This is a genomic window from Streptomyces sp. NBC_01294 (assembly GCF_035917235.1).
Taxonomy (GTDB): Bacteria; Actinomycetota; Actinomycetes; order Streptomycetales; family Streptomycetaceae; genus Streptomyces; species Streptomyces caledonius.
Genome location: NZ_CP108423.1, coordinates 5,936,048 through 5,960,984, shown reverse-complemented (window position 1 = coordinate 5,960,984; position 24,937 = coordinate 5,936,048). Strand labels below are relative to the sequence as shown.

Here is a 24,937-nt window from a genome sequence, read left to right as displayed (position 1 = left end):
CCATCAGCCGTGTCGGACACTTCCCGCCCCCGCGCCTCCCTTCGCACCGCCGTGGTGTGGGAGGTCCTCAAGGAGGCACTCGACCGCCGGGTGAAGGCGACCGGGCGGGACGTGCTCGACGTACTGGACACCGGCGGCGGCACCGGCAAGTTCGCCGTCCCGGTGGCCCGCCTGGGCCACCGCGTCACCGTGGTCGACCCCAGCCCGAACGCCCTGTTCGGGCTGGAGCGCCGGATCGCCGAGGCGGGCGTCGCGGACCTGGTCCGCGGCGTCCAGGGCGACGCGCAGGGCCTGTTGGAGGTCGTCGAGCGCGACGCCTACGACATCGTGCTCTGCCACGGCGTGCTGGAGTACGTGGACGACCCGGCCGAGGGCGTGGCCAACACGGTGGCGGCCCTGCGCCCCGGCGGCACGCTCAGCCTGCTGGCCGCCGGCCTCGGCGGGGCCGTGCTCGCCCGCGCGCTGGCCGGGCACTTCACGGAGGCCCGTACGGCCCTCACCGACCCGGCCGGCCGCTGGGGCTCCGGCGACCCGGTGCCGCGCCGCTTCACCGCCGAACAGCTCTCCGAGCTGGTCGGCGGAGCCGGCCTGGAGGTCGGCGCGGTGCACGGCGTGCGGATCTTCGCCGACCTCGTCCCCGGAGTCCTGGTGGACACCGAGCCGGGCGCGGTGGAGGCGCTGCTGCGTCTGGAGGAGGCCGCCGCGGAGCTGCCGGCCTTCCACGCGGTCGCCACGCAGCTGCATGTCCTGGGCGAGAAGCAGGCCTGAACTGGGATCTTCCGCGCACGGAGTCGGCCACTCGCCCTCCGTTCCGGCGGTCGGCCCCGTATGATCGGGGGCAGTGACCGGCATGGTGAACGAGCCATTGGGGAATAAGGGCCTCAGTGACCGCTCCCGCGGCGGTACGGTTTCGCGCAGTGGCTTTGCAAGCTGTGTTTTTCTGGGCCGTGTCTTTTGAACGTGGCGTAGAGGGCGGGTATCACGGGGGCGATTCCCCGCCTATCCTGAAGGGGACCCCTGGTCGCTACCCCCCGCGACCGACGGATGAGGAGGACTCCCGTGCCGCTCTCGGAGCACGAGCAGCGAATGCTCGAGCAGATGGAGCGAGCGCTGTACGCCGAAGATCCCAAGTTCGCGACAGCGCTTGAGGGAAGCGGACTGCGTACGTACACCCGGCGACGGGTCTACCAGGCAGTCGCAGGCATTGTGGTGGGTATCGCGCTCCTCATGACCGGTGTGATCATTCCGAACGTGCTCTGGATCAGCGTGGTGGGATTCCTCGTCATGCTGGGATGTACGGTCCTGGTGGTCACCGGTTGGCGCAAGGCACCCAAGCCTGGCGAGCAGCCCGTCTCCGGAAGTACCGGTGGTTCGGCCCGCGGCCACAACCGGCAGCGTCGGTCGATGATGAACCGCATCGAGGATCGGTGGCAGCGCCGCCGTGACGAGCAGGGGCAGTAGCCCCGGACGACGTGAGTGAGGGGACGGTCGCCGCTGTGCGACCGTCCCCTCACTTTTCCATGCCGCCGTACGGCATGATGATCCAATGAGTGTGCTCCCCCTGGTCTTCACCAGCGGCTGGGCCAGTGGGATCAACGCTTACGCCGTGGTCCTCCTGCTCGGCCTCTTCGGCCGCACCGGCCTGACCGACGAGATCCCCGCTTCCCTGCAGCGCACGGACGTGCTGATCGTCGCGACGGTGCTGTTCCTCTGCGAGGCGGTCGCCGACAAGATCCCGTACGTCGACTCGATATGGGACACCGTCCACACCGTGATCCGCCCGGTGTCCGGTGCGGTGATCGGCGCACTGCTGGCCGGGCAGAGCGGCTCGCTCCCCGACATCACCGCCGGTGCCATCGGCGGCTCCACCGCTCTGGCCAGCCATTTCGTCAAGGCCGGCACCCGGATGGCGATCAATACCTCGCCCGAGCCGTTCACCAACGTGGCGATGAGCATCGCCGAGGACCTCGGCGTGGCCGGTCTGATCACGTTCGCGATGTTCAACCCGCAGGCCGCCGCGATCATCGCGGCCGTCCTGCTGGCCGCGGGCCTGGCCATACTGTTCTTCCTCTGGTCCCGGATCCGCCGCTTCCTGCGCCGCCGCGCCCAGCGCCGCGAGGAGAGGCGGCTGGCCGCCGAGGCCCGCGAGACCACCGGGGCCCCACCCCACTGACCGCGTCGGCCCCGAGGGGGTCGATAGGCTCGGCCGCATGGCACGAATTGCGGTGATCGGCGCCGGCATGGGCGCGATGGCGACAGCGGCCCGGCTGGCCGTGGCGGGGCACCAGGTGACGGTGTACGAGCGCGGGGCGACCTACGGCGGAGCGGTCGGGCGCTACGAGCGCGACGGCTTCGCCTTCGACACCGGCCCCGGGCTGCTGCACCTGCCCGCCGTCTACCGCGACCTGTTCGTGAAGACCGGCAAGCGGTCCCTGGAGGACTGCGTCGACATGGTGCAGGCGGACCCGGCCGTCCGGCACGTCCTCCCCCGCCACGGCATTGACGTCACCCTGCCGGGCGCCTCGCGCGGCGGTGTCGCCGCCGCCCTCGACACCTCCTTCGGCCCGGGCGCGGGCGAGCGCTGGAACGGGATGCTGGGCCGCGCCCGGGACGCCTGGGACGCCACCCGGCGCCCGCTGCTGGAGGAGCCGCTGCGCCCCGGCGCCCGGCAGTCGCTCGGCGGCGACCCGTACCCGGCGGTGCGCAAGAGCGGCCTGCTCCGCCGCCGGACGCCGACCCTGGCCGAGGTGGCCGACCGGGAGCTGGGCGGCGGCCTCGCGGAGGTGCTGACCGGCCTGGTGCGCACCTACGGGATCGATCCCGCCACCGCACCCGGCTCGGCGACCGTTCTCCCGTACATGGAGCAGACCTTCGGCAGCTGGTACGTGCGCGGCGGGATGCGGGCGCTGGCCACCGCCGTGTACGAGCGCTGCCTGGAGCGGAAGGTCGTCTTCGTCTTCGGCGCGCAGGTGCGGGAGGTCCTGGTCCGCGGCGGCCGGGCGGCCGGGCTGCTGCTGGCCGACGGCAGTGAGGCCGCCGCCGACCGGGTGGTCTGCGGGATCGACCCCCGGCAGCTGCCGGCCGGTTCGCTGCCGTGGCCGCCGGACGCGGTTCCCGCCCGCGGGGACGGCGTACCCGGCCGGACCACGCTCCTGCTCGCGCTGCGCGGCGCCCGCCCCGCCACCGCCGTCCACCGCACCCTGGTGCACTCCGCGGGGGCGCAGGTCACCGTCATGCGTCCGGACGATCCGGCCACGCGGCCCGACGCGGAGCACGAGGCGGTCACGGTGAGCGCCGTGCACGGGCCCGGGACCGCGGAGCCCGCCGAGCTGCTGGACCTCGCGGAGAAGGCCGTACAGGGGCTGCGGGAGCGGTTGTTGTGGCACGAGGTGCGCACCGTGGCCGACGTCGAGGCGGCGACCGGTGCGGTCGGCGGCGCGGTGCCGGCGCCCGCCCTCGCGGGGGCCGGGGGCCGGCTGCTGTACCCGGCCAACACCACGGCCGTGCCCGGGCTGTACCTGGCGGGCGGCTGGGCCCATCCCGGCGGCGGGCTGGCGCACGCCGGGATGACCGGGGCCCTGGTGGCCGGGCTGATCGTCGAGGGCGCGGAGTTCCGCGGCTCGCAGTGATCAGCGGCGGTGATCGGTGGCAGTGATCAGTAGCGGTACTGCTCGTACTCGCCCTGCTGGGGGTACGGGTACTGCTGCGGCGGCTCCGCCTGCTCCTCCGGCGCGTAGGACTGGCCGGCCCCGTCGGTGGACCGCTGCTGCGGGACCCACACCCCGCCGGGCGGGGTGTCCGTGGAGTACTGCTGCCCGTAGTCGGCGTACGGGGTGTAGTCGTACGGCTGGGACGGGGCGACGCCGCCGCCGATGTACGGGTCCGAGTAGGCGGCATAGACCTGCTGCTGCCCACCCGTCGCGTAGCCGCCGGTGTAGTCGTACCCGCCGGCGCCGCCCTGGTTCTGCTGGTCGTAGTACGCCGCGTACTGGTGGGCGTCCTGCTCCGCCGTGGTGAACGGGGAGGCGAAGGCCGCCGTCTGGCCCGCGTCGGGGGTCTGCGTGAAGCTCTGTATCCCGTAGGACCCGGTGTCCTCGGGCACCGGCTCCGGGTGGTAGACCTCCTCGGCCGCGGACGTGAACTGCCGCTCGTCCGGGGCTCCCTGCGCGTCCTCGTACTCGAGCGCGGTGACCTGGAGCGCCGGTTCCGGCTGCGCGGAGCCGCCGGAGCGGCGGCGTCTGGACTGCCGTACGGGTTCCCCGCCGCGGCGCAGCGCCCAGCCGGCGACGAAGCCCTTGCGGAAGGACAGCGTCACCAGGGTCTGGCCGACGGCGAACGCGGCCGCGCCGGCGCCGATGACCGGCACCGACGGCAGGACCACCCCGGCGACCACGCCGAGGAAGCCGGCGAAGGCGAGCAGGCGCCAGCGGAGCCGGGCCTTGTACTGCATAAGGACCTCGGCAAGCAGCCACAGCGCGACGAAGCCGAACGCGATGTAGAGGACCGTCATTCCCATGCATGGCCCCTCTCGGTACGGCCGCCCGCACGGGAACGGGGTATGGCCGCTCAGGCCCGCTGGTGCAGGCCCAGGTTCTCGTAGATTTCGAGAGTCGCCGTGGAATTGTTCAGCGTGATGAAGTGCAGCCCCGGGACACCCTCGGACAGCAGCCGCGCGCAGAACTCCGTGGCGAACTCGATGCCAATGGAGCGTACAGCGGCCGCGTCGTCCTTGACGGCGAGCATGCGCTCTTTCACGTCCGCGGGGAAGACTGCGTTGCTGAGTTGGGGCAGCCGGTCGAGCTGCTTGATGCCCACAACAGGCATGACCTCGGGGATGATCGGGGTCTCGCAGCCCGCCTTCTCGACGCTGTCGCGCAGCCTCAGATAATTCTCCGGATCGAAGAACATCTGGGTGATCGCATAGTCCGCACCGGTGCGGCACTTGTCCACGAAGTGCCGGATGTCCGTGTCCCAGTCGGTCGAACGCGGGTGCATCTCGGGGAAGGCCGCGACGCCGACGCAGAAGTCTCCGGACTCCTTGACGAGCCGGACCAGGTCGGCGGCGTAGTGCACGCCCTCGGGGTGCGCCACCCACTCGCCCATCGGGTCGCCCGGCGGGTCTCCGCGCACGACGAGCATGTTCCGGATCCCGGCGTCGGCGAACTGTCCGATGACATTGCGCAGCTCAGCGACCGAGTGGTCCACCGCGGTGAGGTGTGCGACCGGGGTCAGGGTGGTGTCCGCGGCGATCTCCTGGGTGGCCTTGACCGTGCCGCCGCGGGTGGAGCCGCCGGCTCCGTAGGTCACGGAGACGAAGCTGGGGGATACCGCCTCGACCCGGCGCAGGGCGTTCCAGAGGTTGCGTTCGCCCTTCTCCGTCTTCGGGGCCCAGAACTCGAAGGAGTACGAGCGCCCGGACGCGAGGAGGTCGCGGACCGTGTGTGCACGGTCCGACCAGGTGGAAGCGGTACCAGAGGCCATGTGGGCAGGTTAGACGCGGCCCGGCGGACACCGAAGTACCGTCCGCCTTTTGGACACGTTTTTGGACACCTGGGCGCGCGGCTCGGCCGGGCCGTCGCGAATCCGCAAGGGCGCGCTACGGCTGTCCGGGCACGCGCTACGGCTGACCGGGTGTCCGGGCGGACGGGATTTCAGCCGAGCCGGGCCCGCACGCGCTTGGCGAGCTCCGCGGCGGCCGCCCCGGGGTCGTCGGCCTCGGTGAGGGCGCGGACGACCACGACGCGGGTGGCGCCGGCGTCCAGCACCTCGTCCAGATTCGTGCGGTCGATGCCGCCGATGGCGAACCAGGGGCGGTCCTGCTCCAGGGAGGCCGCGTACCGGACGAGGTCCAGGCCGGGGGCGTGCCGGCCGGGCTTGGTGGGGGTGGGCCAGCAGGGGCCGGTGCAGAAGTAGTCGACGCCGGCTTCGGCGACGGCCGCGTCGACCTCGTCCTCGGCGTGGCAGGACCGGCCGATCAGCACCTGCTCGCCGAGGATGGCGCGGGCCGCGGGGACGGGGATGTCGCCCTGGCCGAGGTGCAGGACATCGGAGGCGATGGCGTGGGCGACGTCGGCGCGGTCGTTCACGGCGAGGAGCTTGCCGTGGCGCCGGGCGGCGTCGGCGAACACCTGGAGGTGTTCGAGCTCCTCCCCCGCCTCCATGCCCTTGTCGCGGAGCTGGACGATGTCCACGCCTCCGGCCAGGACGGCGTCGAGGAACTCGGGGAGGTCACCCTGGCGCTTGCGGGCGTCCGTGCAGAGGTAGAGCCGGGCGTCGGACAGCTGCATGGGTGTACCCCCCGTGATGGAAGCGGTGTACGGGCACGGGCCCGTACACCGCGGTGGAGCGAATGCGGATCAGGTCAGAGGGCGAGCGCCTGAGCGCGGCGCTTCACCTCCGTGCCGCGATTCTCGCTCAGCGCCTGCACGGGGGTGCCGGGCAGGGTCGGATCCTCGGTGAAGAGCCATTCCAGGATCTCTTCGTCGGTGAAGCGGTCGTCGCGCAGCACGGTCAGCAGGCCGACCAGGCCCTTGACGACCTTGTCGCCGTCGATGAAGGGGGCCGGAACCTGCAGGGAGCGGTTCTCACCCCGGCGTACGGCGATGAGCTGCCCTTCCTTGACCATCTGGCGGACCCGGGTCACCTCGATGTGGAGCATCTCCGCGATGTCGGGAAGGTACAGCCAGGCGGGGACAAGGGAATCGATCTTTGCGTCAATCTCGGTCACAACCCCAAGCCTGCCATCTCGGCTCCTCCGCCGGTACCTGAGCGACCCCGTCCGGGTCGCGGGCCCCATTCCCGGGGCCCCCGCCCCGGGCTCCCGCGCCCAGGACGCGGGCGGGGCTGAAAGACCGGGGCTCCGCCCCGAACCCCGCGCCTCAAACGCCGGCGGGGCTGGAATAAGCCGGCCCGGACCGTCAGGCGGTGGCCGACTTCAGCGGGGTCGCGGGGTCCGCGACCTTGGACGGGTCCACGGGAACGGCGGCCTCGATCAGCTTGCGGCCCTGCGCCAGGTCCCGCGGCCGCCCCACGGCCAGGACCGCGACCAGGACGCCGCCCCGCAGCCAGCACACCGACCACGCCGCCCCGCCCGGGTCCCCGCGCCACAGCAGGGTGTCGGCCCCGCCGTGGTGCCCGGCGTACTGCACGAAGCGCCCGAACTGCTCCGACCAGAAGTACGGCACCGGGTCGTAGACCTCGGCCGGCTCCCCGGCCAGGATGTTCGCCGCGACCGCCCGCGGCCCCTGGAGCGCGTTGTCCCAGTGGTGCACGAGCAGCCGCGTCCCGTACCGCCCGGACGGGAAGGAGGCGCAGTCGCCGACCGCGTACACCCCGGGCAGGGAGGTCCGCAGGTACGCGTCCGCGGTGACGGACCCGTCGGGGCCCAGCTCCACCCCGGTCCCGGCCAGCCATCCGGTGGCGGGGCGCGCGCCGATGCCCACCACGACCGCGCCGGCGGGCAGCGCGCGCCCGTCCGCGAGCAGGACCTTCCCCTCCTCGATCCCGGCGACCTTCGCGCCGGTGATCAGCTCGGCGCCCGCCTCCCCGTACCAGCGCGCCATCGGCTCGGCGACCTCGGCGGGCAGCGCCCCCGCGAGCACCCGGTCGGCCGCCTCGACCACGGTCACCTCGCAGCCCGCCTCCCGGGCGGCGGTGGCGAACTCGGCGCCGATCCAGCCCGCCCCGACGACCACGGCCCGGGGGGCCGCCGCCAGGACCGGGCGCAGCCGCGCCGCGTCGTCCAGCGTGCGCAGGAGGTGGACGCCCGGGACGCCCTCGGTCCCGGGCAGGGTCAGGGGCTGCGCGCCGGTCGCCAGCACGAGGACCCCGTACGGGACCGGTCCCGCCTCGGTGTCCAGCTCGCGGTCGGCGGCCCGCAGTCCGGTGACCTCCGTCCCGAGCCTGAGCTCGATGCCGAGCCCTTCGAAGTCCACGTCGAAGGCGGAGTCCTCGGCTTTGCCGAGCAGCACCGCCTTGGACAGCGGCGGCCGGTCGTAGGGCTGGTGGGGTTCGGCTCCCAGCAGGGTCACGGAGCCCGTGAAGCCCTGCTCGCGCAGGGCGACAGCGGTCTGCACCCCGGCCATTCCGGCGCCGACGATCACGACGCCGCGCTCATTGTTTTCCGTCTGCTCGCTCACGCGGCCACCCTAATCATCTGACGCTCCGTCAGGAATAGGTGCCGCCTTACCCGCCGTCCGCGGCCGGGTTAGTCTGGCCACCGTACCTATCGCGGGAGTCCGGCGCACCGGGCTGAGAGGGAGGCTGGCCGGCCTCCGACCGTACGAACCTGATCCGGGTCATGCCGGCGAAGGGAGGGGCTGGACGCCCATGCACTCATCCCGAACATCTCGGAAGGGATCCGACGTCCTCGTCATCGGGGGCGGGATCATCGGCCTGGTCACCGCCTGGCGGGCCGCGGCGCGCGGACTGCGCACCGTACTCGCCGACCCCGCGCCCGGTGGCGGCGCCGCCCAGGTCGCGGCCGGCATGCTCGCCCCCGTCACCGAACTGCACTACGGCGAGGAAGCCCTGCTGGGCCTCGGCCTCGCCTCCGCCGCGCGCTATCCGCAGTTCGCCGGCGAGCTCGCCGACGCGAGCGGCGGCATGGACATCGGCTACCGCGCCTGCGGCACCCTGGCCGTCGCCCTCGACTCCGACGACCGCCTCCACCTGCGCGAACTGCACGCCCTGCAGCGCCGCTGCGGCCTGGAATCCGAGTGGCTCACCGGCCGCGAGTGCCGCCGCCTGGAGCCCATGCTCGCCCCGGGCGTCCGCGGCGGCCTGCGCGTCGACGGCGACCACCAGGTCGACCCGCGCCGGCTCGCGGCCGCCCTGCTGGCCGCCTGTGAGCGGGCCGGGGTGACCGTCCACCGGGCGAGTGCGCAACGGCTGCTCACCACCACCGACCGGGCGACCGGCGCCCTCCTCGACGACGGTACGGAGCTGCGCGCCGGCCAGGTGGTCCTGGCGGCGGGCTCGCTCAGCGGCCGGCTGGCGGGCGTCCCGCCGGAGGTCGTGGCCCCCGTACGGCCGGTCAAGGGACAGGTGCTGCGGCTCACGGTGCCGCCGGCGTACGCGCCGTTCCTCTCGCGGACCGTACGGGCGGTGGTGCGCGGCAGCCACGTCTACCTCGTGCCCCGCGAGAACGGCGAACTCGTCGTCGGCGCCACCAGCGAGGAACTCGGCTGGGACACCACGGTCACCGCGGGCGGGGTCTACGAACTCCTGCGCGACGCCCACGAGCTGGTGCCCGGCATCACCGAACTCCCGCTCACCGAGACCCGGGCGGGACTGCGTCCCGGTTCGCCCGACAACGCCCCCCTGCTCGGCCCGACCGACCTGCCGGGCCTGCACCTGGCCACCGGGCACTACCGCAACGGGGTGCTGCTGACCCCGCTCACCGGCGACGTGCTCGCCGATCTGCTGGCCACCGGCGAACTGCCGGAGATCGCGCGCCCCTTCACCCCCCGCCGGTTCTCCGCCGCACCTCAGGAGTCGTACGCATGACCATCTCCGTCAACGGTGAGCCGCGCGAGGTCGCGGCCGGCACCACCCTCGACACGGTGGTCGCCGCCCTGACCGCGGCCCCCTCCGGCGTCGCCGCCGCACTCAACGAGACCGTGGTCCCGCGCGGACAGTGGCCGGCCACGCCGGTGGGCGACGGCGACCGGGTCGAAATCCTCACCGCGGTCCAGGGAGGCTGAGCGGCATGGCGGACGACGTCTTCACGCTGGGCGGCCGGACCTTCTCCTCCCGCCTGATCATGGGCACGGGCGGCGCCCCGAGCCTGGACGTGCTGGAACGCGCCCTGGTCGCGTCCGGCACCGAACTCACGACGGTCGCGATGCGGCGCCTGGACCCCACGGTCCAGGGCTCCGTCCTGTCCGTGCTGTCCAAGCTGGGCATCGCGGTCCTCCCGAACACGGCGGGCTGCTTCACCGCGGGCGAGGCCGTGCTCACCGCCCGGCTGGCCCGGGAGGCGCTGGGCACGGACTGGATCAAGCTGGAGGTGGTCGCCGACGAGCGGACCCTCCTGCCCGACGGCGTCGAGCTGCTGGACGCCGCCGAGATCCTGGTGGACGAGGGCTTCACGGTCCTGCCGTACACAAACGACGATCCGGTGCTCGCGCGGAAGCTGGAGGACGTGGGCTGCGCGGCGATCATGCCGCTCGGCTCCCCCATCGGCTCGGGGATGGGGATCCGCAACCCGCACAACTTCGAGCTGATCACGGAACGGGCGTCCGTGCCGGTCATCCTGGACGCGGGGGCGGGCACGGCGTCCGACGCCGCGCTGGCGATGGAGCTGGGGTGCGCGGCCGTCATGCTGGCCTCGGCGGTGACCCGGGCGCAGGAGCCGGTCCTGATGGCGTCCGCCATGCGGGACGCCGTATCGGCGGGGCGCCTCGCGTTCCGTGCGGGGCGCATCCCGCAGCGGCGCTTCGCCGAAGCCTCCTCTCCTGCGGAGGGCCGCGCCGCCCTGGACCCGGAGCGCCCGGCGTTCTGACCTGCGGCCCGCCTTCCCGGGGCTCCGCCCCAGACCCCGCGCCTCAAACGCCGGCGAGGCTGAAAGACCGGGGCTCCGTCCCGCACCCCGTGCCTCAAACGCCGGCCGGGCTGTACTTCAGCCCCGCCGGCGTTTGAGGCGTGGGGGCAGGCCCCCGCAACGGTGCCGCAGCCGTGCCGGACGTCACAGCTGCGCTGCAAGTGACCCGCCCAAGCCGAGCCCCTCCCACCGGCTCGTAGAATCGCCGGGTGGATACGACCCTGGAAGACCCTCTCGTCGGGCGCGTGCTCGACGGCCGCTACCGCGTCGACTCCCGCATCGCGGCCGGCGGCATGGCCACGGTCTACCGGGCCGTCGACACCCGCCTCGACCGGATCCTCGCCCTGAAGGTGATGCACCCGGCCCTGGCCTCCGATGCCGCCTTCGTCGACCGGTTCATCCGCGAGGCGAAGTCCGTGGCCCGGCTCGCGCACCCCAACGTCGTCGCCGTCTTCGACCAGGGCACGGACGGGCCGTACGTCTACCTCGCCATGGAGTACGTCTCCGGCTGCACCCTGCGCGACGTGCTCCGCGAGCGCGGCGCGCTCCAGCCCCGGGCCTCCCTCGACATCCTCGAACCGGTGCTCGCCGCCCTCGGCGCCGCCCACCGGGCCGGCTTCGTCCACCGCGACATGAAGCCCGAGAACGTCCTGATCGGTGACGACGGCCGGGTGAAGGTCGCCGACTTCGGGCTGGTCCGGTCCGTCGACTCGGTCACCAACACCACCGGCTCCGTCCTCGGCACGGTCTCCTACCTGGCTCCCGAGCAGATCGCGAACGGCGTCACCGACACCCGCGTGGACGTCTACGCCTGCGGCGTCGTGCTGTACGAGATGCTCACCGGCGCCAAGCCCCACCTCGGCGGCACCGCCGCGCAGGTGCTCTACCAGCACCTCCACGAGGACGTCCCGCCGCCCTCCGCCTCGGTCCCCGGGCTCCCCGTCGGCCTCGACGAGCTCGTCGCGCACGCCACCGCCCGCAACCCCGAGCTGCGCCCCTACGACGCCGCCGCCCTGCTCGGCCTCGCCCGCGAGGCCCGCGCCGTGCTCAGCGACGCCGAACTGGACGCCGTACCGCCGCAGGCGCACGCCGAGGAGCGCTCGTCCGCCGAGGACCGCACCGGCGTGATCCCGCGCCCGGTGGCCGCGCAGCAGCCCGTGCAGCGCACCTCCCGCCTGGAGACGCCGCCCCCGCCGCCGCCCGCTCCGCCCGCGCCGCCCGCGCACCGGACGGCCCCCGCCCGGCGGCCGCGCCGCAGCACGCTCCTGGTCATCGTCGGCGTCCTGCTCTCGCTCGGGCTGGGCACCGGCGTCTGGTACATCAACTCCGGCCAGTTCACGAAGGTCCCGAACCTGCTCGGCAAGAGCGAGGCGCAGGCCCGCTCGCAGCTGTCCGCGGCCGGGCTCGGGGTGAAGGGGGTCGAGCGGAAGTTCAGCGAATCGTTCGACCGCGGCACGGTGATGGACTCCGATCCCCCGGGCGGCCGCCGGATCCGCGGCAACGGCGCGGTGACCATCGTCATCTCCCGCGGCCCCGAGGTCGTGGCCGTGCCCATCGTGAAGGGCAGGCCGCTGGAGGAGGCCCAGGCCGAGCTGACGAAGGCCGGGCTGGCTCCCGGCATCGTCACGCAGGCCTTCAGCCAGGAGGTCGCCCAGGGCTCGGTGATCAGCACCAACCCTGCGGGCGGCGAGAAGCGGGCGCCGGACACGGCGGTCTCGCTCGTCGTCAGCAAGGGCCGCCCCGTGCCGGTCCCGAGCGTGACCGGGTTCCCCGCCGACCAGGCGAAGGCGACGCTGGAGGGTCTGGGCTTCAAGGTCCTGACGGCCCCCGAGCAGGTCAACGCCCCTTCGGCGGCCGGTACGGTCGCCAACCAGTCGATCGGCGCCGGCACCCAGGCCGCGGCCGGGGACACGATCACGCTCACGGTCTCCAAGGGCCCCCGCCAGCTCCCGGTCCCGAACGTGACCGGCCAGGACGTGGACACGGCCCGCAAGACCCTGGAGGCCGCGGGCTTCAAGGTGAAGGTGGACCGGCCGTTGATCTCGTTCAGCAACACGGTGGACAGCCAGTCGGTGCTGGCCGGACTGAACGCCCCCGAGGGCAGCACGATCACCATCAGGACCAAGGGGCTGTAAGGCACAGTGACACGCAATCCAGTGGGCGGGCACGTCCCCGTCGCCGGCGGGCTCGCCTCGGTCGGTCTGACCTACGCCCGGGAGATGGGCGCCGAGGCCGTCCAGGTCTTCGTCGCCAACCCGCGCGGCTGGGCCACCCCGGTCGGCAATCCGGTACAGGACGAGCGGTTCCGGGAGGAGTGCGCGGCCGGGTCCATCCCGGCCTACGTGCACGCCCCGTACCTGATCAACTTCGGCTCGCACACCGAGGCCACGGTGGAGAAGTCGGTGGAGTCGCTGCGCCACTCGCTGCGCCGCGCCCGGCAGATCGGCGCGCTCGGCGTGGTCGTGCACACCGGCTCGGCCACTGGCGGCCGCCCGCGCGAGGCGGCGTACGCGCAGGTCAGGGAGCACATGCTGCCGCTGCTGGATGAGCTGACGCACGACGACGACCCCTTCCTGCTGCTGGAGTCGACGGCCGGGCAGGGCTCCTCGCTGTGCTCGCTCGCCGAGGACTTCGGCCCGTACTTCGACGCGCTCGACCGCCATCCGAAGCTGGGCATCTGCCTGGACACCTGCCACATCTTCGCGGCCGGTCACGACCTGGCGGAGCCGGGCGGGACGAAGCTGACGCTGGACCTGCTGGTGGACACGGTCGGCGAGGGGCGGCTGAAGCTGGTCCACGCGAACGACTCCAAGGAGGGCGTCGGCGCCCACAAGGACCGGCACGCCAACATCGGCCAGGGGCACATCGGCCGGGAGGCCTTCGCCGAGCTGTGCACGCACCCCGCGATGGACGGCGTACCGCTGATCATCGAGACGCCCGGCGGCAAGGAAGGGCACGCGGCGGACGTGGCGCTGCTGAAGGAGCTGCGCGGCCCGCAGTGATCCACCGACTCCTTGAGGAATACCCCAGGGGGGTATACGGTTCCGTCATGTCGACGGACCCGCTACCCGGCTTTCCCATGAGGGGTTGTCATGGAGCAGATGCACGAGGGACACGAAGGACACCAGGGACACCAGCACCACGGGCACGCGCACGCGTCGCACGGCGGCGACGGTGACGGCGGCGTCCACGGCGAGGTCAGCTGGGCCATGGCGGCCCGGGCCACCCTGCACTGCCTCACCGGATGCGCCATCGGCGAGGTGCTCGGCATGGTCATCGGCACTGCACTGGACTGGGGCAACGTCCAGACGATGGTCCTGGCGATCGCCCTCGCGTTCTTCTTCGGCTACGCGCTCACCCTGCGCGGGGTCCTCGCCACGGGCGTGGGCCTGCGTACGGCCGTCCGGGTGGCCCTGGCCGCCGACACCCTCTCGATCGCCGTCATGGAGCTGATCGACAACGGGGTGATCGCCCTGTGGCCGGGCGCGATGGACGCGCACCTGTCGGATCCGATGTTCTGGATCGTCCTGGCGATCGCGCTGGTGGCCGCGTTCGTGATCACGACCCCGGTCAACAAGTGGATGATCGGCCGCGGCAAGGGGCACGCGGTGGTGCACCGGTACCACCACTGAGCCGGCCCTACAGCTCGGGGCCTTCCCCGGGCTCCTCCTGGTACGAGTAGCGCTGCTCGCGCCAGGGGTCGCCGATGTTGTGGTAGCCGCGCTCCTCCCAGAAGCCCCGGCGGTCGGCCGTCATGTACTCGACGCCGCGGACCCACTTGGGACCCTTCCAGGCGTACAGGTGCGGGACGACGAGCCGCAGCGGGAACCCGTGTTCCGCGGTGAGCAGTTCACCGCCCTGGTGGGTGGCGAAGACGGTCCGCTCGGAGGCGAAGTCGGCCAGCCGCATGTTGGAGCTGAAGCCGTACTCGGCCCACACCATCACGTGCGTGACCTGCGGCGCCGGCGGCGCCAGGGCCAGGATGTTGCGGGCGAGCACACCGCCCCATTCGGCGCCCTGCATGCTGAACTTCGTGACGCAGTGCAGGTCCGCCACGACGGAGTCGAACGGCAGGGCCGTGAACTCCTCGTGGTTCCAGCAGTGCTTGTCCCCGTCGGCCGTCGCGCCGAAGACGCGGAACTCCCAGCGGTCCGGTTTGAACTTGGGTACGGGCCCGTAATGGGTGACCGGCCAGCCCCTCTGCAGCCGCTGTCCCGGGGGAAGCTCCAGCTGCTCTGCTTCCGGAGATTCCCGGCTTTCCGGCTGACCCATGACTCCATGGTGACAGACTGGGCGGGGTGGTCCTGACCAGGTCTGAGCCGATTCGGGCAAGTCGCGGTAACTCCCACTAAGGAGGCACTTACTGGACGGCCTCCGGCGGCGGTGCAAGGATGCGCGCAACTGCCCCGTCACATAGCTGACATTGCCTGGAAGGAGCCTCTGCGATGCAGGGCGACCCCGAGGTCCTTGAGTTTCTGAACGAGCAGCTGACCGGCGAGCTGACGGCCATCAACCAGTACTGGCTGCACTACCGCATCCAGGACAACAAGGGCTGGACCAAGCTCGCCAAGTACACGCGTGAAGAATCCATCGACGAGATGAAGCACGCGGACAAGATCACCGAGCGCATCCTGATGCTCGACGGGCTGCCGAACTACCAGCGCCTCTTCCACGTGCGCGTCGGGCAGACGCTCACGGAGATGTTCCAGGCCGACCGGCAGGTCGAGGTCGAGGCCATCGACCGGCTGAAGCGGGGCATCGAGGTCATGCGCGGCAAGGGCGACATCACCTCCGCGCGCCTCTTCGAGGAGATCCTGGAGGACGAGGAGCACCACATCGACTACCTCGACACCCAGCTCGAACTCATCGAGTCCCTGGGCGAGCCGCTCTACATCGCGCAGCTGATCGAGCAGCCGAGCTGACGAGCCAGAGCAGCGGGGCCGCGGATCCGGGCAACGGAGCGAGCAGCCGAGCCGACCGGCTCTAGGCCACTTCCGCCAGCTCGGTCGAACGCGCCGACCCCGGCTCGACGGCGAGCACGGACGCCGCGTCGCCCTTCTCCAGCAGCTCCCGGCGCGGGCACGCCCCACGGCCGAGGATCCCCTGAATGGTGCGCACGCAGGAGCCACAGTCGGTACCGGCCTTGGTGGCCGAGGCGATCTGACGCGGGGTGCAGGCCCCGGCAGCCGCGTGGTCCTTGACCTGCTTGTCGGTGATCCCGAAGCAAGAGCAGACGTACACGCGGTTCACCTCCCTGGGCGGAATGGTTCGTAGAGCCATCCCCTATTCGGTGAGGCTTACCTAACCGTACCCAAAGTTAGGGTCGCCTAAAAGCCCTGGATACGACAGTGGGGCGCGGATCACACGATCCGCGCCCCACTGTCGTACGAAGGTACTGATTGATCCTTACTGGTCGCGGTACATCTCGGCGACCAGGAACGCCAGGTCCAGGGACTGGCTGCGGTTGAGCCGCGGGTCGCAGGCCGTCTCGTAGCGCTGGTGCAGGTCGTCGACGAAGATCTCGTCGCCGCCGCCCACGCACTCGGTGACGTCGTCACCGGTGAGCTCGACGTGGATGCCGCCCGGGTGGGTGCCCAGCGCCTTGTGGACCTCGAAGAAGCCCTTGACCTCGTCCAGCACGTCGTCGAAGCGGCGCGTCTTGTGGCCGGAGGCCGCCTCGAAGGTGTTGCCGTGCATCGGGTCGGTGACCCAGGCCACGGTGGCGCCGGAGGCGGTGACCTTCTCGACCAGCTCGGGAAGCTTGTCGCGGACCTTGTCGGCGCCCATGCGGACGACGAAGGTCAGCCGGCCCGGCTCGCGGTCCGGGTCGAGGCGGTCGATGTACGTCAGCGCCTCGTCCACCGTGGTGGTGGGGCCGAGCTTGATGCCGATCGGGTTGGCGATCTGCGAGCAGAACTCGATGTGCGCGTGGTCCAGCTGGCGCGTGCGCTCACCGATCCAGACCATGTGGCCGGAGGTGTCGTACAGCTTGCCGGTCCGCGAGTCGGTGCGGGTCAGCGCGCCCTCGTAGTCGAGGAGCAGCGCCTCGTGCGAGGCGTAGAACTCGACGGCCTTGAACTCGGCCGGGTCGGTGCCGCACGCCTTCATGAAGTTCAGCGCGTTGTCGATCTCCCGCGCGAGCTGCTCGTAGCGCTGGCCGGACGGGGAGGACTTCACGAAGTCCTGGTTCCAGGCGTGCACCTGGCGCAGGTCGGCGTAACCACCGGTGGTGAAGGCGCGCACCAGGTTGAGCGTGGAGGCGGAGGCGTTGTACATGCGCTTCAGCCGCTCGGGGTCCGGGATCCGGGCCTCTTCGGTGAAGGCGAAGCCGTTGACGGAGTCACCGCGGTAGGTCGGCAGGGTGACGCCGTCGCGGGTCTCGGTGTCCTTGGAGCGCGGCTTGGAGTACTGGCCCGCGATGCGGCCCACCTTGACGACGGGCACCGAGGCCGCGTACGTCAGGACGGCACTCATCTGGAGCAGCGTCTTCAGCTTGGCGCGGATGTGGTCGGCGGACACGCCGTCGAAGGCCTCGGCGCAGTCGCCGCCCTGAAGCAGGAACGCCTCGCCCTTGGCGACGGCTCCCAGACGGGCACGCAGCTGGTCACACTCACCCGCGAAAACGAGGGGAGGATACGACTCGAGGTCCGCGACGACAGCGCGCAGAGCCTCGGCATCGGGGTACGAAGGCTGCTGCGCCGCGGGAAGGTCTCGCCAGGTCGCCTTGGCGGCGGGGGCTTGGGTTTCAGCGTTCACGGTCACCTCGTACACATTACGGCGTCATACGTCCCATCCAGGACGCAGACCACAACGTGAGACGGCCCGCCTCGGAGGTTCCGGGCGCCCACCGGAACGGAATCCATGGTTCAGCCCACGTCGTGAGACGGATCCGGTGCCGGAGGACCGATCTGGGCTAAGCTGCACCACATGTACGCGTACTCGAACCAGAACTGGTGGTGGCCCGCTCCCGGCGGCCCACTTCTCTCGCGTACCTGAAGACACGCACGACGCGAAGGCCGCCCCGAGGGGCGGCCTTCCGCGTTTTCGACGGTGACGTCGGGCACCAGGGGCCGCTCCTCCCACCGGAAGGACGCTCCGCCCCATGGACCACAGCCGCCAGAACCCACTGAGCCCACTGAGCCGACTGCTCGACGACTCCTGCCCGCCGTTCGCCCTGCTGCGCCGCCGGACCCCCGGCCGCGACCACGACACCGTCGAGGTGCTGATCGGCGCGGTCCACGAGGCCGAGCGCCTCGCCGACCTGCCCGTCGGACCGCAGCCCACCCTCGCCCTGGTGCCCTTCCGGCAGATCCGGGAGCGCGGGTTCGACGTCCGCGACGACGGCACGCCGCTGAGCGTGCTGGTCGCCGACGAGGTGTACGAGATCCCGCTCGCGCAGGCGCTGGCCGCGCTGCCCGCGCACGAGGTACGGGTCGAGGACGGCGGCTTCGACGTCCCCGACGCGCAGTACGCGGCGACCGTCGAGCGCGTCCTGCGGGACGAGATCGGCCGCGGGGAGGGCGCGAACTTCGTCATCCGGCGCACCTACGAGGGCCGCATCGAGGGCTTCGGCCGGGCCGACGCGCTGGCGCTGTTCCGGCGGCTGCTGCTGGGCGAGCGGGGCGCGTACTGGACGTACGTCGTCCACACCGGGGAGCGCACCCTGGTCGGGGCCAGCCCGGAGGTGCACGTGCGGATGTCCGGGGGCACGGTCGTGATGAACCCGATCAGCGGGACGTACCGCTATCCGGCCGGGGGCCCCACCGTGGAATCCCTCCTCTCCTTCCTCGGGGACCGCAAGGAGACCGAGGAGCTGTCGATGGTGGTCGACGAGGAACTGAAGATGATGTGCACCGTCGGCGACCGGGGCGGGGTCGTCATCGGACCGCGGCTGAAGGAGATGGCCCACCTCGCGCACACCGAGTACGAACTGCGCGGGCGCTCCTCGCTGGACGTGCGGGAGGTGCTGCGGGAGACGATGTTCGCCGCGACGGTCACCGGCTCGCCGGTGGAGAACGCCTGCCGCGTGATCGAGCGGTACGAAACCGGGGGCCGCGGCTACTACGCGGGCGCGCTCGCCCTGCTGGGCCTGGACTCCGCGGGGGCGCAGACCCTCGACTCGCCCATCCTGATCCGCACGGCCGACATCGCCCCGGACGGCGCGCTGCGGGTGCCGGTCGGCGCCACCCTCGTCCGGCACTCGGACCCGGCGGGCGAGGTGGCCGAGACGCACGCGAAGGCGGCGGGGGTGCTGGCGGCGCTCGGGGTCCGGGCGGCCGCTCCGCGCCCGGCCTTCGAGGGGGCGCGGCTGGCGGAGGACCCGCGCGTGCAGGCGGCTCTGGCGGCCCGGCGGGCGGACCTGGCCCCCTTCTGGCTCCGGATGCAGGAGCAGCCCCCGGCGCCGGCCGGGCACGCGCTGGTCGTGGACGGAGAGGACACCTTCACGGCGATGCTGGCGCACGTGCTGCGGGTGGCCGGGCTGGAGGTGACCGTACGCCGCTACGACGACCCGGGGCTGCGGGAGGCGGCGCTGGCCTGGGAGGGCCCGATCGTGCTGGGCCCCGGCCCGGGCGATCCGGCGCAGTCCTCGGACCCCAGGATGCGGATGCTGCGCGGGCTGGCCGCCGAGCTGCTGGCCCGGCACCGGCACGGCCTGGTCGGGGTCTGTCTGGGGCACGAGCTGCTGGCGGCCGAGCTGGGCCTCCCGCTGGTCCGCAAGGCGGAGCCGGCCCAGGGGGCGCAGACCCGGATCGACCTGTTCGGGGCCGAGGAGGTGGTCGGCTTCTACAACACGTACACCGCGCACTGCGACGTCGCCCTGGCCGGCCGGCTGGCGGCCGAGGGCGTGGAGGTGGCCCGCGACCCCGCCACGGGCGAGGTGCACGCCCTGCGCTCCCCCGGCGGCGGCTTCGCCGGCGTCCAGTTCCACCCGGAGTCGGTCCTCACCCTGCGCGGCGCGGACCTGGTGCGCGAGCTGGTGGCCGGGGTGAGGGCGGGCGCCGCCTAGGCCGCCCTAGGCCTGGCCGTCAGGGGCCGTCGGGGCCGTCGGGGCCGGCTTGCCGCGGCTGCGGATCCACCGGATCAGCTTCACCGCGCCTGTCGACAGCTGCACGGCCGCCGCGCACGCGGCCACGGCGAACTGGCCGAAGGCCAGGCCGGTGAGCAACACGACGCCGGCGAGCGCGTCGACGAGGTCGAGCTTGGCTTCCGTGCGCCGGGCGCCCTCCTGGCTCCGGACGCGGCGCAGGGCGGCGTAGGCGCCGAGGATCTGCAGGACCGCGAGGCCCAGGACGGCCCAGCGGGCCCAGAGGGGTATGTTCACGGGCCGAATCTAGGCCACCCGGCCCGGTGTCCCGTATGGCCACCGGGCCAACACCGGGCGAAGTCTGGGTGCCGTCCGACCGGGCGGTGCGCGGGCTCTCAGGAGGAGGCGGGGACGAGGGTGTTCTCGGAGCGGCGGTCCGCCAGGTAGTCCGCCACGTTGGCGACCGTGGTGTCGATGATCTGGGCCACCGCGTCGCCCGTGTAGTACGCCTGGTGGGAGGTCACCAGGACGTTCGGGAACGTGACCAGCCGGGCCAGGGTGTCGTCCTCGACGGCCTCCAGGGACTTGTCCAGGAAGAAGACGCCGGCCTCCGCCTCGTACACGTCCAGACCGACCCCCGTGAACCGGCCCTCCCGCAGCTGCGCGACCAGCGCGTCGGTGTCGATCAGCCCGCCGCGGCTGGAGTTCACCAGGATCGCGTCGTCCCGCATCAGCCGCAGCGCCGCCTCGTCGACGACGTGGTGGGTGGACTCCAGCAGCGGCACGTGCAGGCTGATCAGGTCCGAGGAGGCGAAGAGCTCGTCCTTGTCCACGTACTGCATGCCGAGCTCCAGGCACGCCGGGTTGTGCTCCACGTCCCAGCCCAGCAGGTTCATGCCGAAGCCGTGCGCGATCCGGGTGAACGCCTCGCCGATCCTGCCGGTGCCGAGCACGCCCGCCGTGCGGCCGTGCATGTCCCGGCCCATCAGTCCGTTCAGCCGGAAGTCGAAGTCCCGGGTCCGGATCGAGGCCCGGACGATCCGCCGGTTCACGGCCAGCGCGAGGGCCCAGGCGAATTCGGCGACCGAGTACGGCGAGTAGGCGGAGACCCGGCTGACCGTCATGCCCAGCTGCCGGGCGACGTCCAGGTCGATGTTGTTGAAGCCGGTCGACCGCTGGGCGATCAGCTTCGTCCCGCCCGCCGCCAGGATCCGCAGCACGCGGCCGCTCAGGTCGGCGTTCACGCTCGACGAGACGACCTCGTACCCGGCCGCGATGGGCGCGGTGTCCTCGCTCAGGAAGACGTCGAGGCAGCGGACCTCGTGCTGCTCCGCGAAGGCCCGCTCCAGGAGCGGCTTCTCGTCGGTCGTCACACCGAATGCCAGGATCTCCACGCTTGCTCCCGTACGTCGAACCATGGGCCGTTCGTCACGATACGACCCATGGTTCCGGGTCGCCGCTCAGCCGAAGAAGACCCCGACCTCCTTGTACAGCGCGGGATCCACCGTCTTCAGCTTCGACGTCGCCTCGGCGATCGGCACCCGGACGATGTCCGTCCCGCGCAGCGCGACCATCTTGCCGAAGTCCCCGTCCTGCACCGCGTCGATCGCGTGCAGCCCGAACCGCGTCGCCAGCCACCGGTCGAAGGCGCTCGGGGTGCCGCCCCGCTGGATGTGGCCGAGCACCGTCGTACGGGCCTCCTTGCCGGTCCGCGCCTCGATCTCCTTGGCCAGCCACTCGCCCACGCCCGACAGCCGCACGTGCCCGAAGGAGTCCTTGGTGCCGTCCTTCAGCACCAGGTCCCCGTCCTTGGGCATCGCGCCCTCCGCGACCACGACGATCGGCGCGTAGCTCGCCTTGAACCGGGAGGTCACCCAGGCGCACACCTCGTCCATGTCGAAGCGCTGCTCCGGGATGAGGATGACGTTGGCGCCGCCCGCGAGGCCCGAGTGCAGGGCGATCCAGCCGGCGTGCCGGCCCATGACCTCGACGACCAGGACCCGCATGTGCGACTCGGCCGTGGTGTGCAGCCGGTCGATGGCCTCGGTCGCGATGCCGACGGCGGTGTCGAAGCCGAAGGTGTAGTCCGTGGCGGACAGGTCGTTGTCGATGGTCTTCGGCACGCCGACGCAGGGGATGCCGTACTCCTCGTACAGCTTGGCGGCGACCCCGAGCGTGTCCTCGCCGCCGATCGCGACGAGCGCGTCCACCTCGTACTTGGCGAGGTTGTCCTTGATGTCGCGCACCCCGTTCTCCGTCTTGAACGGATTGGTGCGCGAGGAGCCGAGGATGGTGCCGCCGCGGGGCAGGATCCCGCGGACGGCGGGAATGCCGAGCGGAACCGTCCTCCCCTCGATCGCGCCCCGCCAGCCGTCCTTGAACCCGATGAACTCGCGGCCGTACTCCTGGGTGCCCTTGCGGACGACGGCCCTGATCACCGCGTTGAGCCCGGGGCAGTCGCCGCCACCGGTCAGCACTCCGACCTTCATTGCATCTCCCTTCGCCATAACGGCCACGCTAGTGGTGACCCAGGTCACAACAAGGGTGCTGGAGAGTGCAATTCCGGTGGAATCGCGGGGCGTTGCGTACACGCGTTCACTCGGACGAGGCGAAAGTACGATCGACGGCGGCCCGGTGGGCCGTCACTACGCGTCGTCGAGGCCCCGCTCTATCGCGTACCGGACGAGCTCCACCCGGTTGTGCAGCTGCAGCTTGCCCAGGGTGTTCTGGACGTGGTTCTGCACCGTGCGGTGGGAGATGACCAGGCGCTCCGCGATCTGCTTGTACGACAGCCCCTTGGCCACCAGCCGCAGCACCTCGGTCTCCCGGTCGGTCAGCTGCGGCACCTTCGGCTCGTCGGAGGCGGTCGGCGCCGGGTCGGTGGCCAGCCGCCGGTACTCGCCGAGCACCAGCCCGGCCAGGCCCGGGGTGAAGACCGGGTCGCCGGCCGCGGTGCGGCGGACCGCGTCGATCAGCTCCTGGGCGCCGGCGGACTTCAGCAGGTAGCCGGTCGCACCGGACTTCACCGCCTCCAGGACGTCCGCGTGCTCGCCGCTGGCCGACAGGACCAGGACCCGCAGCGCCGGGTTGGCGCCGACCAGCTCCTTGCAGACCTGCACCCCCGGCATGTTGGGCAGGTTGAGGTCGAGGACCAGGACGTCGGGGGTGACGGCGCGGGCCCGGCGGACCGCCTCGGGGCCGTCGCCGGCGGTGGCCACGACGTCGAAGCCCGCGGCGGCCAGGTCGCGGGCGACCGCGTCCCGCCACATCGGGTGGTCGTCGACGACCATCACCCTGATCTCGTTCAGCTCGTGCGGCTGGTTCACGTCGGTGCGCTCGCTCACTTCTTGTCCGTCCTGCCCCTGGGTACCTTCAGTTCCACTTCGGTGCCCTGCCCGGGTACGGACACCAGATCGGCGCTGCCGCCGAGGTCGCGCAGCCTGCCGCGGATGGACAGGGCCACCCCCATCCGGCCCTCGCCCTCCGCCTGGTCGAGCCGGCCCGCCGCAATGCCGGGGCCGTCGTCCCTGACGGTCACGATCACCTCGTCGCCCCAGTCCTCGACCAGGATCCAGGCCCTGGCCCCGTCCCCGGCGTGCTTGCGCACGTTGTCCAGGGCGGCGCCGACCGCCGCGGCCAGCTCCTTCGCCGCGGGTGCCGGCAGCGGCACCGGGGTGCCCGGCTCGGCGAAGCTCACCCGGGACCCGGCGTGCGGGGCGAGGAGCGTGCGCAGGTCCAGCTCGGCGTCGGCGGCGCCCGGCTCCTCCACCTCGTACGAGTCCACCAGCGCGCCGCGCGACTCGTCGCGGGAGACCCGGGAGGGCTGCACCAGCCCGGAGGAGACCAGCGTGCGCAGCGCCACCTCCTGTTCCCCCGCCATCCGGCCGAGCTCCTCGGCCTCGCCGCCCAGTTCGGTGCCGCGCCGCTGGACCATGGCGAGGACCTGGAGGACCCCGTCGTGGATGTCGCGGGCGAGGCGCTCGCGCTCGCGGGTGGCCGCCTCGATCTCCAGGGCACGGGCGAGGGTGTTCTCACTGGCCCGGGCGACCTCGACCACGTAGCCGATGGCCACGGAGGCGACCCAGACGAGCAGGACGTTGTGCAGGGTGTCCCGGGTGGGCTGGCCGGTGTGTATGGCCAGGTTGGCAGCGGCCACGATGGTGGAGGCGAAGCAGGCCCAGCGCCAGCCGCCCTTGATGGCGAAGGCGAGGACCGCGCCCGCCGTCCAGATGGTGGGGAGGGTGCTGCCGCCCTCGGCGATCCGCGCCTGGGTGTCGGCGACCGGTGTGAGCACGATGCCCACGATCGCGACGGTGAGGTCGGCGACGAGGAAACCCTTGGTGCAGCTGGCGGCGTTCGCCACCTTGCGGGAGGTGGCGAGGGTCCAGACGGCGAGGAAGGCGAGGTAGCCGACCGCGACCCCGGGGCGTGGGAACTCCTTGTGCGCGGCGGCGAACAGCAGCGCCGCGTAGACCATGGTCAGCAGTCGGTAGGCGGTCAGGGCACGCCACAGCGGCTGCTCGACCGACATGCGTACGACGCGTTCGCGTTTCGCCATCTCCCCCACCCCCCGCGGGCCGTACCGCTCGCCGCTACTCCGGCTTGCCGTCGCCCTTGTCGTCCTTGTCGTCCTTCTCCGCCTTCTCCGCCTTGTCGGCCTTGGCGGCCTTCTCCGCGTCGGCGATCTGGCGCTTGGCGGCCGTCGCGTAGATGTCGACGTACTCCTGGCCCGACAGCTTCATGATCTCGTACATGACCTCGTCGGTCACCGAGCGGAGGATGAAGCGGTCGCTGTCCATGCCGTGGTAGCGGCTGAAGTCGAGCGGCTTGCCGATCCGGATGCCGGGGCGCATCAGCTTGGGGACCACCTTGCCGGGCGGCTGGATCTTCTCCGTGTCGATCATCGCCACGGGGATCACGGGCGCACCGGTGGCCAATGCCACCCGGGCCAGCCCGCCGGGCTTGCCGCGGTAGAGGCGCCCGTCGGGTGAACGCGTCCCCTCGGGGTAGATACCGAACAGCTCCCCGCGCTCGATGACGTCGATGCCGCTCTTGATCGCGGCCTCGCCGGCCCCGCGGGCACCGGAGCGGTCCACCGGGAGCTGGCCGACGCCCTTGAAGAAGGCGGCCGTCAGCTTGCCCTTGACGCCCGGGGAGGTGAAGTACTCCGCCTTCGCGATGAAGGTGACCTTCCGGTCCAGCACCGCCGGCAGGAAGAAGGAGTCGGAGAAGGACAGGTGGTTGCTCGCGAGGATCGCCGGCCCCTCCGCGGGAATGTTCTCGAGGCCCTCCACCCACGGCCTGAAAGCGAGTTTCAGTGAACCGCCGATGGAGAACTTCATTGCGCCGTAGATCAACTCGAAAGCCTT

The 24,937-nt window shown here is 72.0% G+C and carries 26 protein-coding genes and 1 riboswitch; of the genes, 12 read left to right on the top strand and 14 right to left on the bottom strand.

Annotation, left to right across the window (positions count from 1 at the left end; translation table 11 throughout):
• Positions 1–9: 9 nt before the first annotated feature.
• The 4 genes from OG534_RS26925 to OG534_RS26910 all read left to right on the top strand — a co-directional run bounded on the left by OG534_RS26925 (position 10) and on the right by OG534_RS26910 (position 3,629).
• Positions 10–768: a methyltransferase gene (locus OG534_RS26925; protein ID WP_326591356.1), complete on the top strand. Its 759-nt coding sequence runs from the start codon at positions 10–12 to the stop codon at positions 766–768.
• Between the two features lie 291 nt (positions 769–1,059).
• Entirely contained in the window at positions 1,060–1,461 is a 402-nt protein-coding gene (locus tag OG534_RS26920) for a DUF3040 domain-containing protein (protein ID WP_030663992.1), read from the top strand.
• 85 nt (positions 1,462–1,546) lie between these two features.
• On the top strand, positions 1,547–2,173 hold the full coding sequence (locus tag OG534_RS26915) for a DUF4126 domain-containing protein (RefSeq protein ID WP_326591352.1): 627 nt from the start codon (positions 1,547–1,549) through the stop codon (positions 2,171–2,173).
• Between the two features lie 37 nt (positions 2,174–2,210).
• A complete protein-coding gene (locus tag OG534_RS26910) occupies positions 2,211–3,629 on the top strand; it encodes a phytoene desaturase family protein (protein ID WP_326591350.1) in 1,419 nt (472 codons plus the stop codon).
• A 26-nt stretch (positions 3,630–3,655) separates the two neighbouring features.
• On the opposite strand, the gene OG534_RS26905 is transcribed toward OG534_RS26910, so the two are convergent.
• The 5 genes from OG534_RS26905 to OG534_RS26885 form a co-directional block, all read right to left on the bottom strand.
• Positions 3,656–4,516, bottom strand: a complete 861-nt coding sequence (locus OG534_RS26905) for a hypothetical protein (RefSeq protein WP_326591348.1) — start codon at positions 4,514–4,516, stop codon at positions 3,656–3,658.
• Between the two features lie 50 nt (positions 4,517–4,566).
• Positions 4,567–5,481, bottom strand: coding sequence for a methylenetetrahydrofolate reductase [NAD(P)H] (metF, locus tag OG534_RS26900; RefSeq protein ID WP_326591346.1), 915 nt, complete (start codon positions 5,479–5,481; stop codon positions 4,567–4,569).
• A gap of 170 nt (positions 5,482–5,651) precedes the next feature.
• On the bottom strand, positions 5,652–6,287 hold the full coding sequence (gene thiE / locus OG534_RS26895; RefSeq protein WP_326591344.1) for a thiamine phosphate synthase: 636 nt from the start codon (positions 6,285–6,287) through the stop codon (positions 5,652–5,654).
• Positions 6,288–6,361: 74 nt separating this feature from the next.
• The gene (locus tag OG534_RS26890) at positions 6,362–6,727 is read right to left on the bottom strand and encodes an Rv2175c family DNA-binding protein (protein WP_326591343.1); all 366 of its coding nucleotides are present in this window, start codon (positions 6,725–6,727) and stop codon (positions 6,362–6,364) included.
• A gap of 190 nt (positions 6,728–6,917) precedes the next feature.
• A complete protein-coding gene (locus OG534_RS26885; protein WP_326591341.1) occupies positions 6,918–8,138 on the bottom strand; it encodes an NAD(P)/FAD-dependent oxidoreductase in 1,221 nt (406 codons plus the stop codon).
• Positions 8,139–8,219: 81 nt separating this feature from the next.
• A riboswitch (TPP riboswitch) is annotated at positions 8,220–8,331 on the top strand.
• On the opposite strand from OG534_RS26885, the gene thiO reads away from it, so the two are divergent.
• The 6 genes from thiO (at position 8,329) to OG534_RS26855 (ending at position 14,175) form a co-directional block, all read left to right on the top strand.
• A complete protein-coding gene (gene thiO, locus OG534_RS26880) occupies positions 8,329–9,507 on the top strand; it encodes a glycine oxidase ThiO (protein ID WP_326591339.1) in 1,179 nt (392 codons plus the stop codon). (Overlaps the previous riboswitch by 3 nt.)
• A complete protein-coding gene (gene thiS / locus OG534_RS26875; RefSeq protein ID WP_326591336.1) occupies positions 9,504–9,704 on the top strand; it encodes a sulfur carrier protein ThiS in 201 nt (66 codons plus the stop codon). The genes thiO and thiS overlap by 4 nt, the downstream gene beginning before the upstream one ends.
• 5 nt (positions 9,705–9,709) lie before the next feature.
• Positions 9,710–10,504 (top strand): thiazole synthase, encoded by a 795-nt coding sequence (locus tag OG534_RS26870; RefSeq protein ID WP_326591334.1) that lies wholly within the window; start codon positions 9,710–9,712, stop codon positions 10,502–10,504.
• A 248-nt stretch (positions 10,505–10,752) separates the two neighbouring features.
• On the top strand, positions 10,753–12,678 hold the full coding sequence (gene pknB, locus OG534_RS26865) for a Stk1 family PASTA domain-containing Ser/Thr kinase (RefSeq protein WP_326591333.1): 1,926 nt from the start codon (positions 10,753–10,755) through the stop codon (positions 12,676–12,678).
• Positions 12,679–12,684: 6 nt separating this feature from the next.
• Complete coding sequence (locus tag OG534_RS26860) at positions 12,685–13,545, top strand: deoxyribonuclease IV (protein WP_326591332.1); 861 nt, start codon at positions 12,685–12,687, stop codon at positions 13,543–13,545.
• Positions 13,546–13,635: 90 nt separating this feature from the next.
• Positions 13,636–14,175 carry a DUF4396 domain-containing protein gene (locus tag OG534_RS26855; RefSeq protein ID WP_326591330.1) on the top strand — a complete coding sequence of 180 codons (540 nt, stop codon included), beginning with the start codon at positions 13,636–13,638 and terminating at the stop codon, positions 14,173–14,175.
• 7 nt (positions 14,176–14,182) lie between these two features.
• On the opposite strand, the gene OG534_RS26850 is transcribed toward OG534_RS26855, so the two are convergent.
• Entirely contained in the window at positions 14,183–14,815 is a 633-nt protein-coding gene (locus OG534_RS26850) for a sulfite oxidase-like oxidoreductase (protein ID WP_326591328.1), read from the bottom strand.
• 173 nt (positions 14,816–14,988) lie between these two features.
• On the opposite strand from OG534_RS26850, the gene bfr reads away from it, so the two are divergent.
• Positions 14,989–15,465 carry a bacterioferritin gene (bfr, locus tag OG534_RS26845; protein WP_030010525.1) on the top strand — a complete coding sequence of 159 codons (477 nt, stop codon included), beginning with the start codon at positions 14,989–14,991 and terminating at the stop codon, positions 15,463–15,465.
• A gap of 61 nt (positions 15,466–15,526) precedes the next feature.
• Here bfr and OG534_RS26840 read toward each other — a convergent pair whose 3' ends face one another.
• Positions 15,527–15,784 carry a (2Fe-2S)-binding protein gene (locus OG534_RS26840; RefSeq protein WP_326591325.1) on the bottom strand — a complete coding sequence of 86 codons (258 nt, stop codon included), beginning with the start codon at positions 15,782–15,784 and terminating at the stop codon, positions 15,527–15,529.
• Positions 15,785–15,949: 165 nt separating this feature from the next.
• A complete protein-coding gene (locus tag OG534_RS26835) occupies positions 15,950–17,305 on the bottom strand; it encodes a class II 3-deoxy-7-phosphoheptulonate synthase (RefSeq protein ID WP_326591324.1) in 1,356 nt (451 codons plus the stop codon).
• 340 nt (positions 17,306–17,645) lie between these two features.
• On the opposite strand from OG534_RS26835, the gene OG534_RS26830 reads away from it, so the two are divergent.
• Complete coding sequence (locus tag OG534_RS26830) at positions 17,646–19,550, top strand: chorismate-binding protein (RefSeq protein ID WP_326591323.1); 1,905 nt, start codon at positions 17,646–17,648, stop codon at positions 19,548–19,550.
• 6 nt (positions 19,551–19,556) lie between these two features.
• On the opposite strand, the gene OG534_RS26825 is transcribed toward OG534_RS26830, so the two are convergent.
• From OG534_RS26825 to OG534_RS26800, 6 genes are all read right to left on the bottom strand, one after another.
• On the bottom strand, positions 19,557–19,865 hold the full coding sequence (locus OG534_RS26825; protein ID WP_326591322.1) for a hypothetical protein: 309 nt from the start codon (positions 19,863–19,865) through the stop codon (positions 19,557–19,559).
• Between the two features lie 98 nt (positions 19,866–19,963).
• Positions 19,964–20,962: a 2-hydroxyacid dehydrogenase gene (locus tag OG534_RS26820; RefSeq protein WP_326591321.1), complete on the bottom strand. Its 999-nt coding sequence runs from the start codon at positions 20,960–20,962 to the stop codon at positions 19,964–19,966.
• Between the two features lie 66 nt (positions 20,963–21,028).
• The gene (locus OG534_RS26815) at positions 21,029–22,057 is read right to left on the bottom strand and encodes a 6-phosphofructokinase (RefSeq protein WP_326591320.1); all 1,029 of its coding nucleotides are present in this window, start codon (positions 22,055–22,057) and stop codon (positions 21,029–21,031) included.
• Positions 22,058–22,213: 156 nt separating this feature from the next.
• Positions 22,214–22,858, bottom strand: coding sequence for a response regulator transcription factor (locus OG534_RS26810; protein ID WP_326593873.1), 645 nt, complete (start codon positions 22,856–22,858; stop codon positions 22,214–22,216).
• Between the two features lie 50 nt (positions 22,859–22,908).
• Positions 22,909–24,126 (bottom strand): MacS family sensor histidine kinase, encoded by a 1,218-nt coding sequence (gene macS, locus OG534_RS26805; RefSeq protein WP_326591319.1) that lies wholly within the window; start codon positions 24,124–24,126, stop codon positions 22,909–22,911.
• 34 nt (positions 24,127–24,160) lie between these two features.
• Positions 24,161–24,910, bottom strand: a complete 750-nt coding sequence (locus OG534_RS26800; RefSeq protein WP_326593872.1) for a lysophospholipid acyltransferase family protein — start codon at positions 24,908–24,910, stop codon at positions 24,161–24,163.
• Positions 24,911–24,937 lie beyond the last annotated feature (27 nt).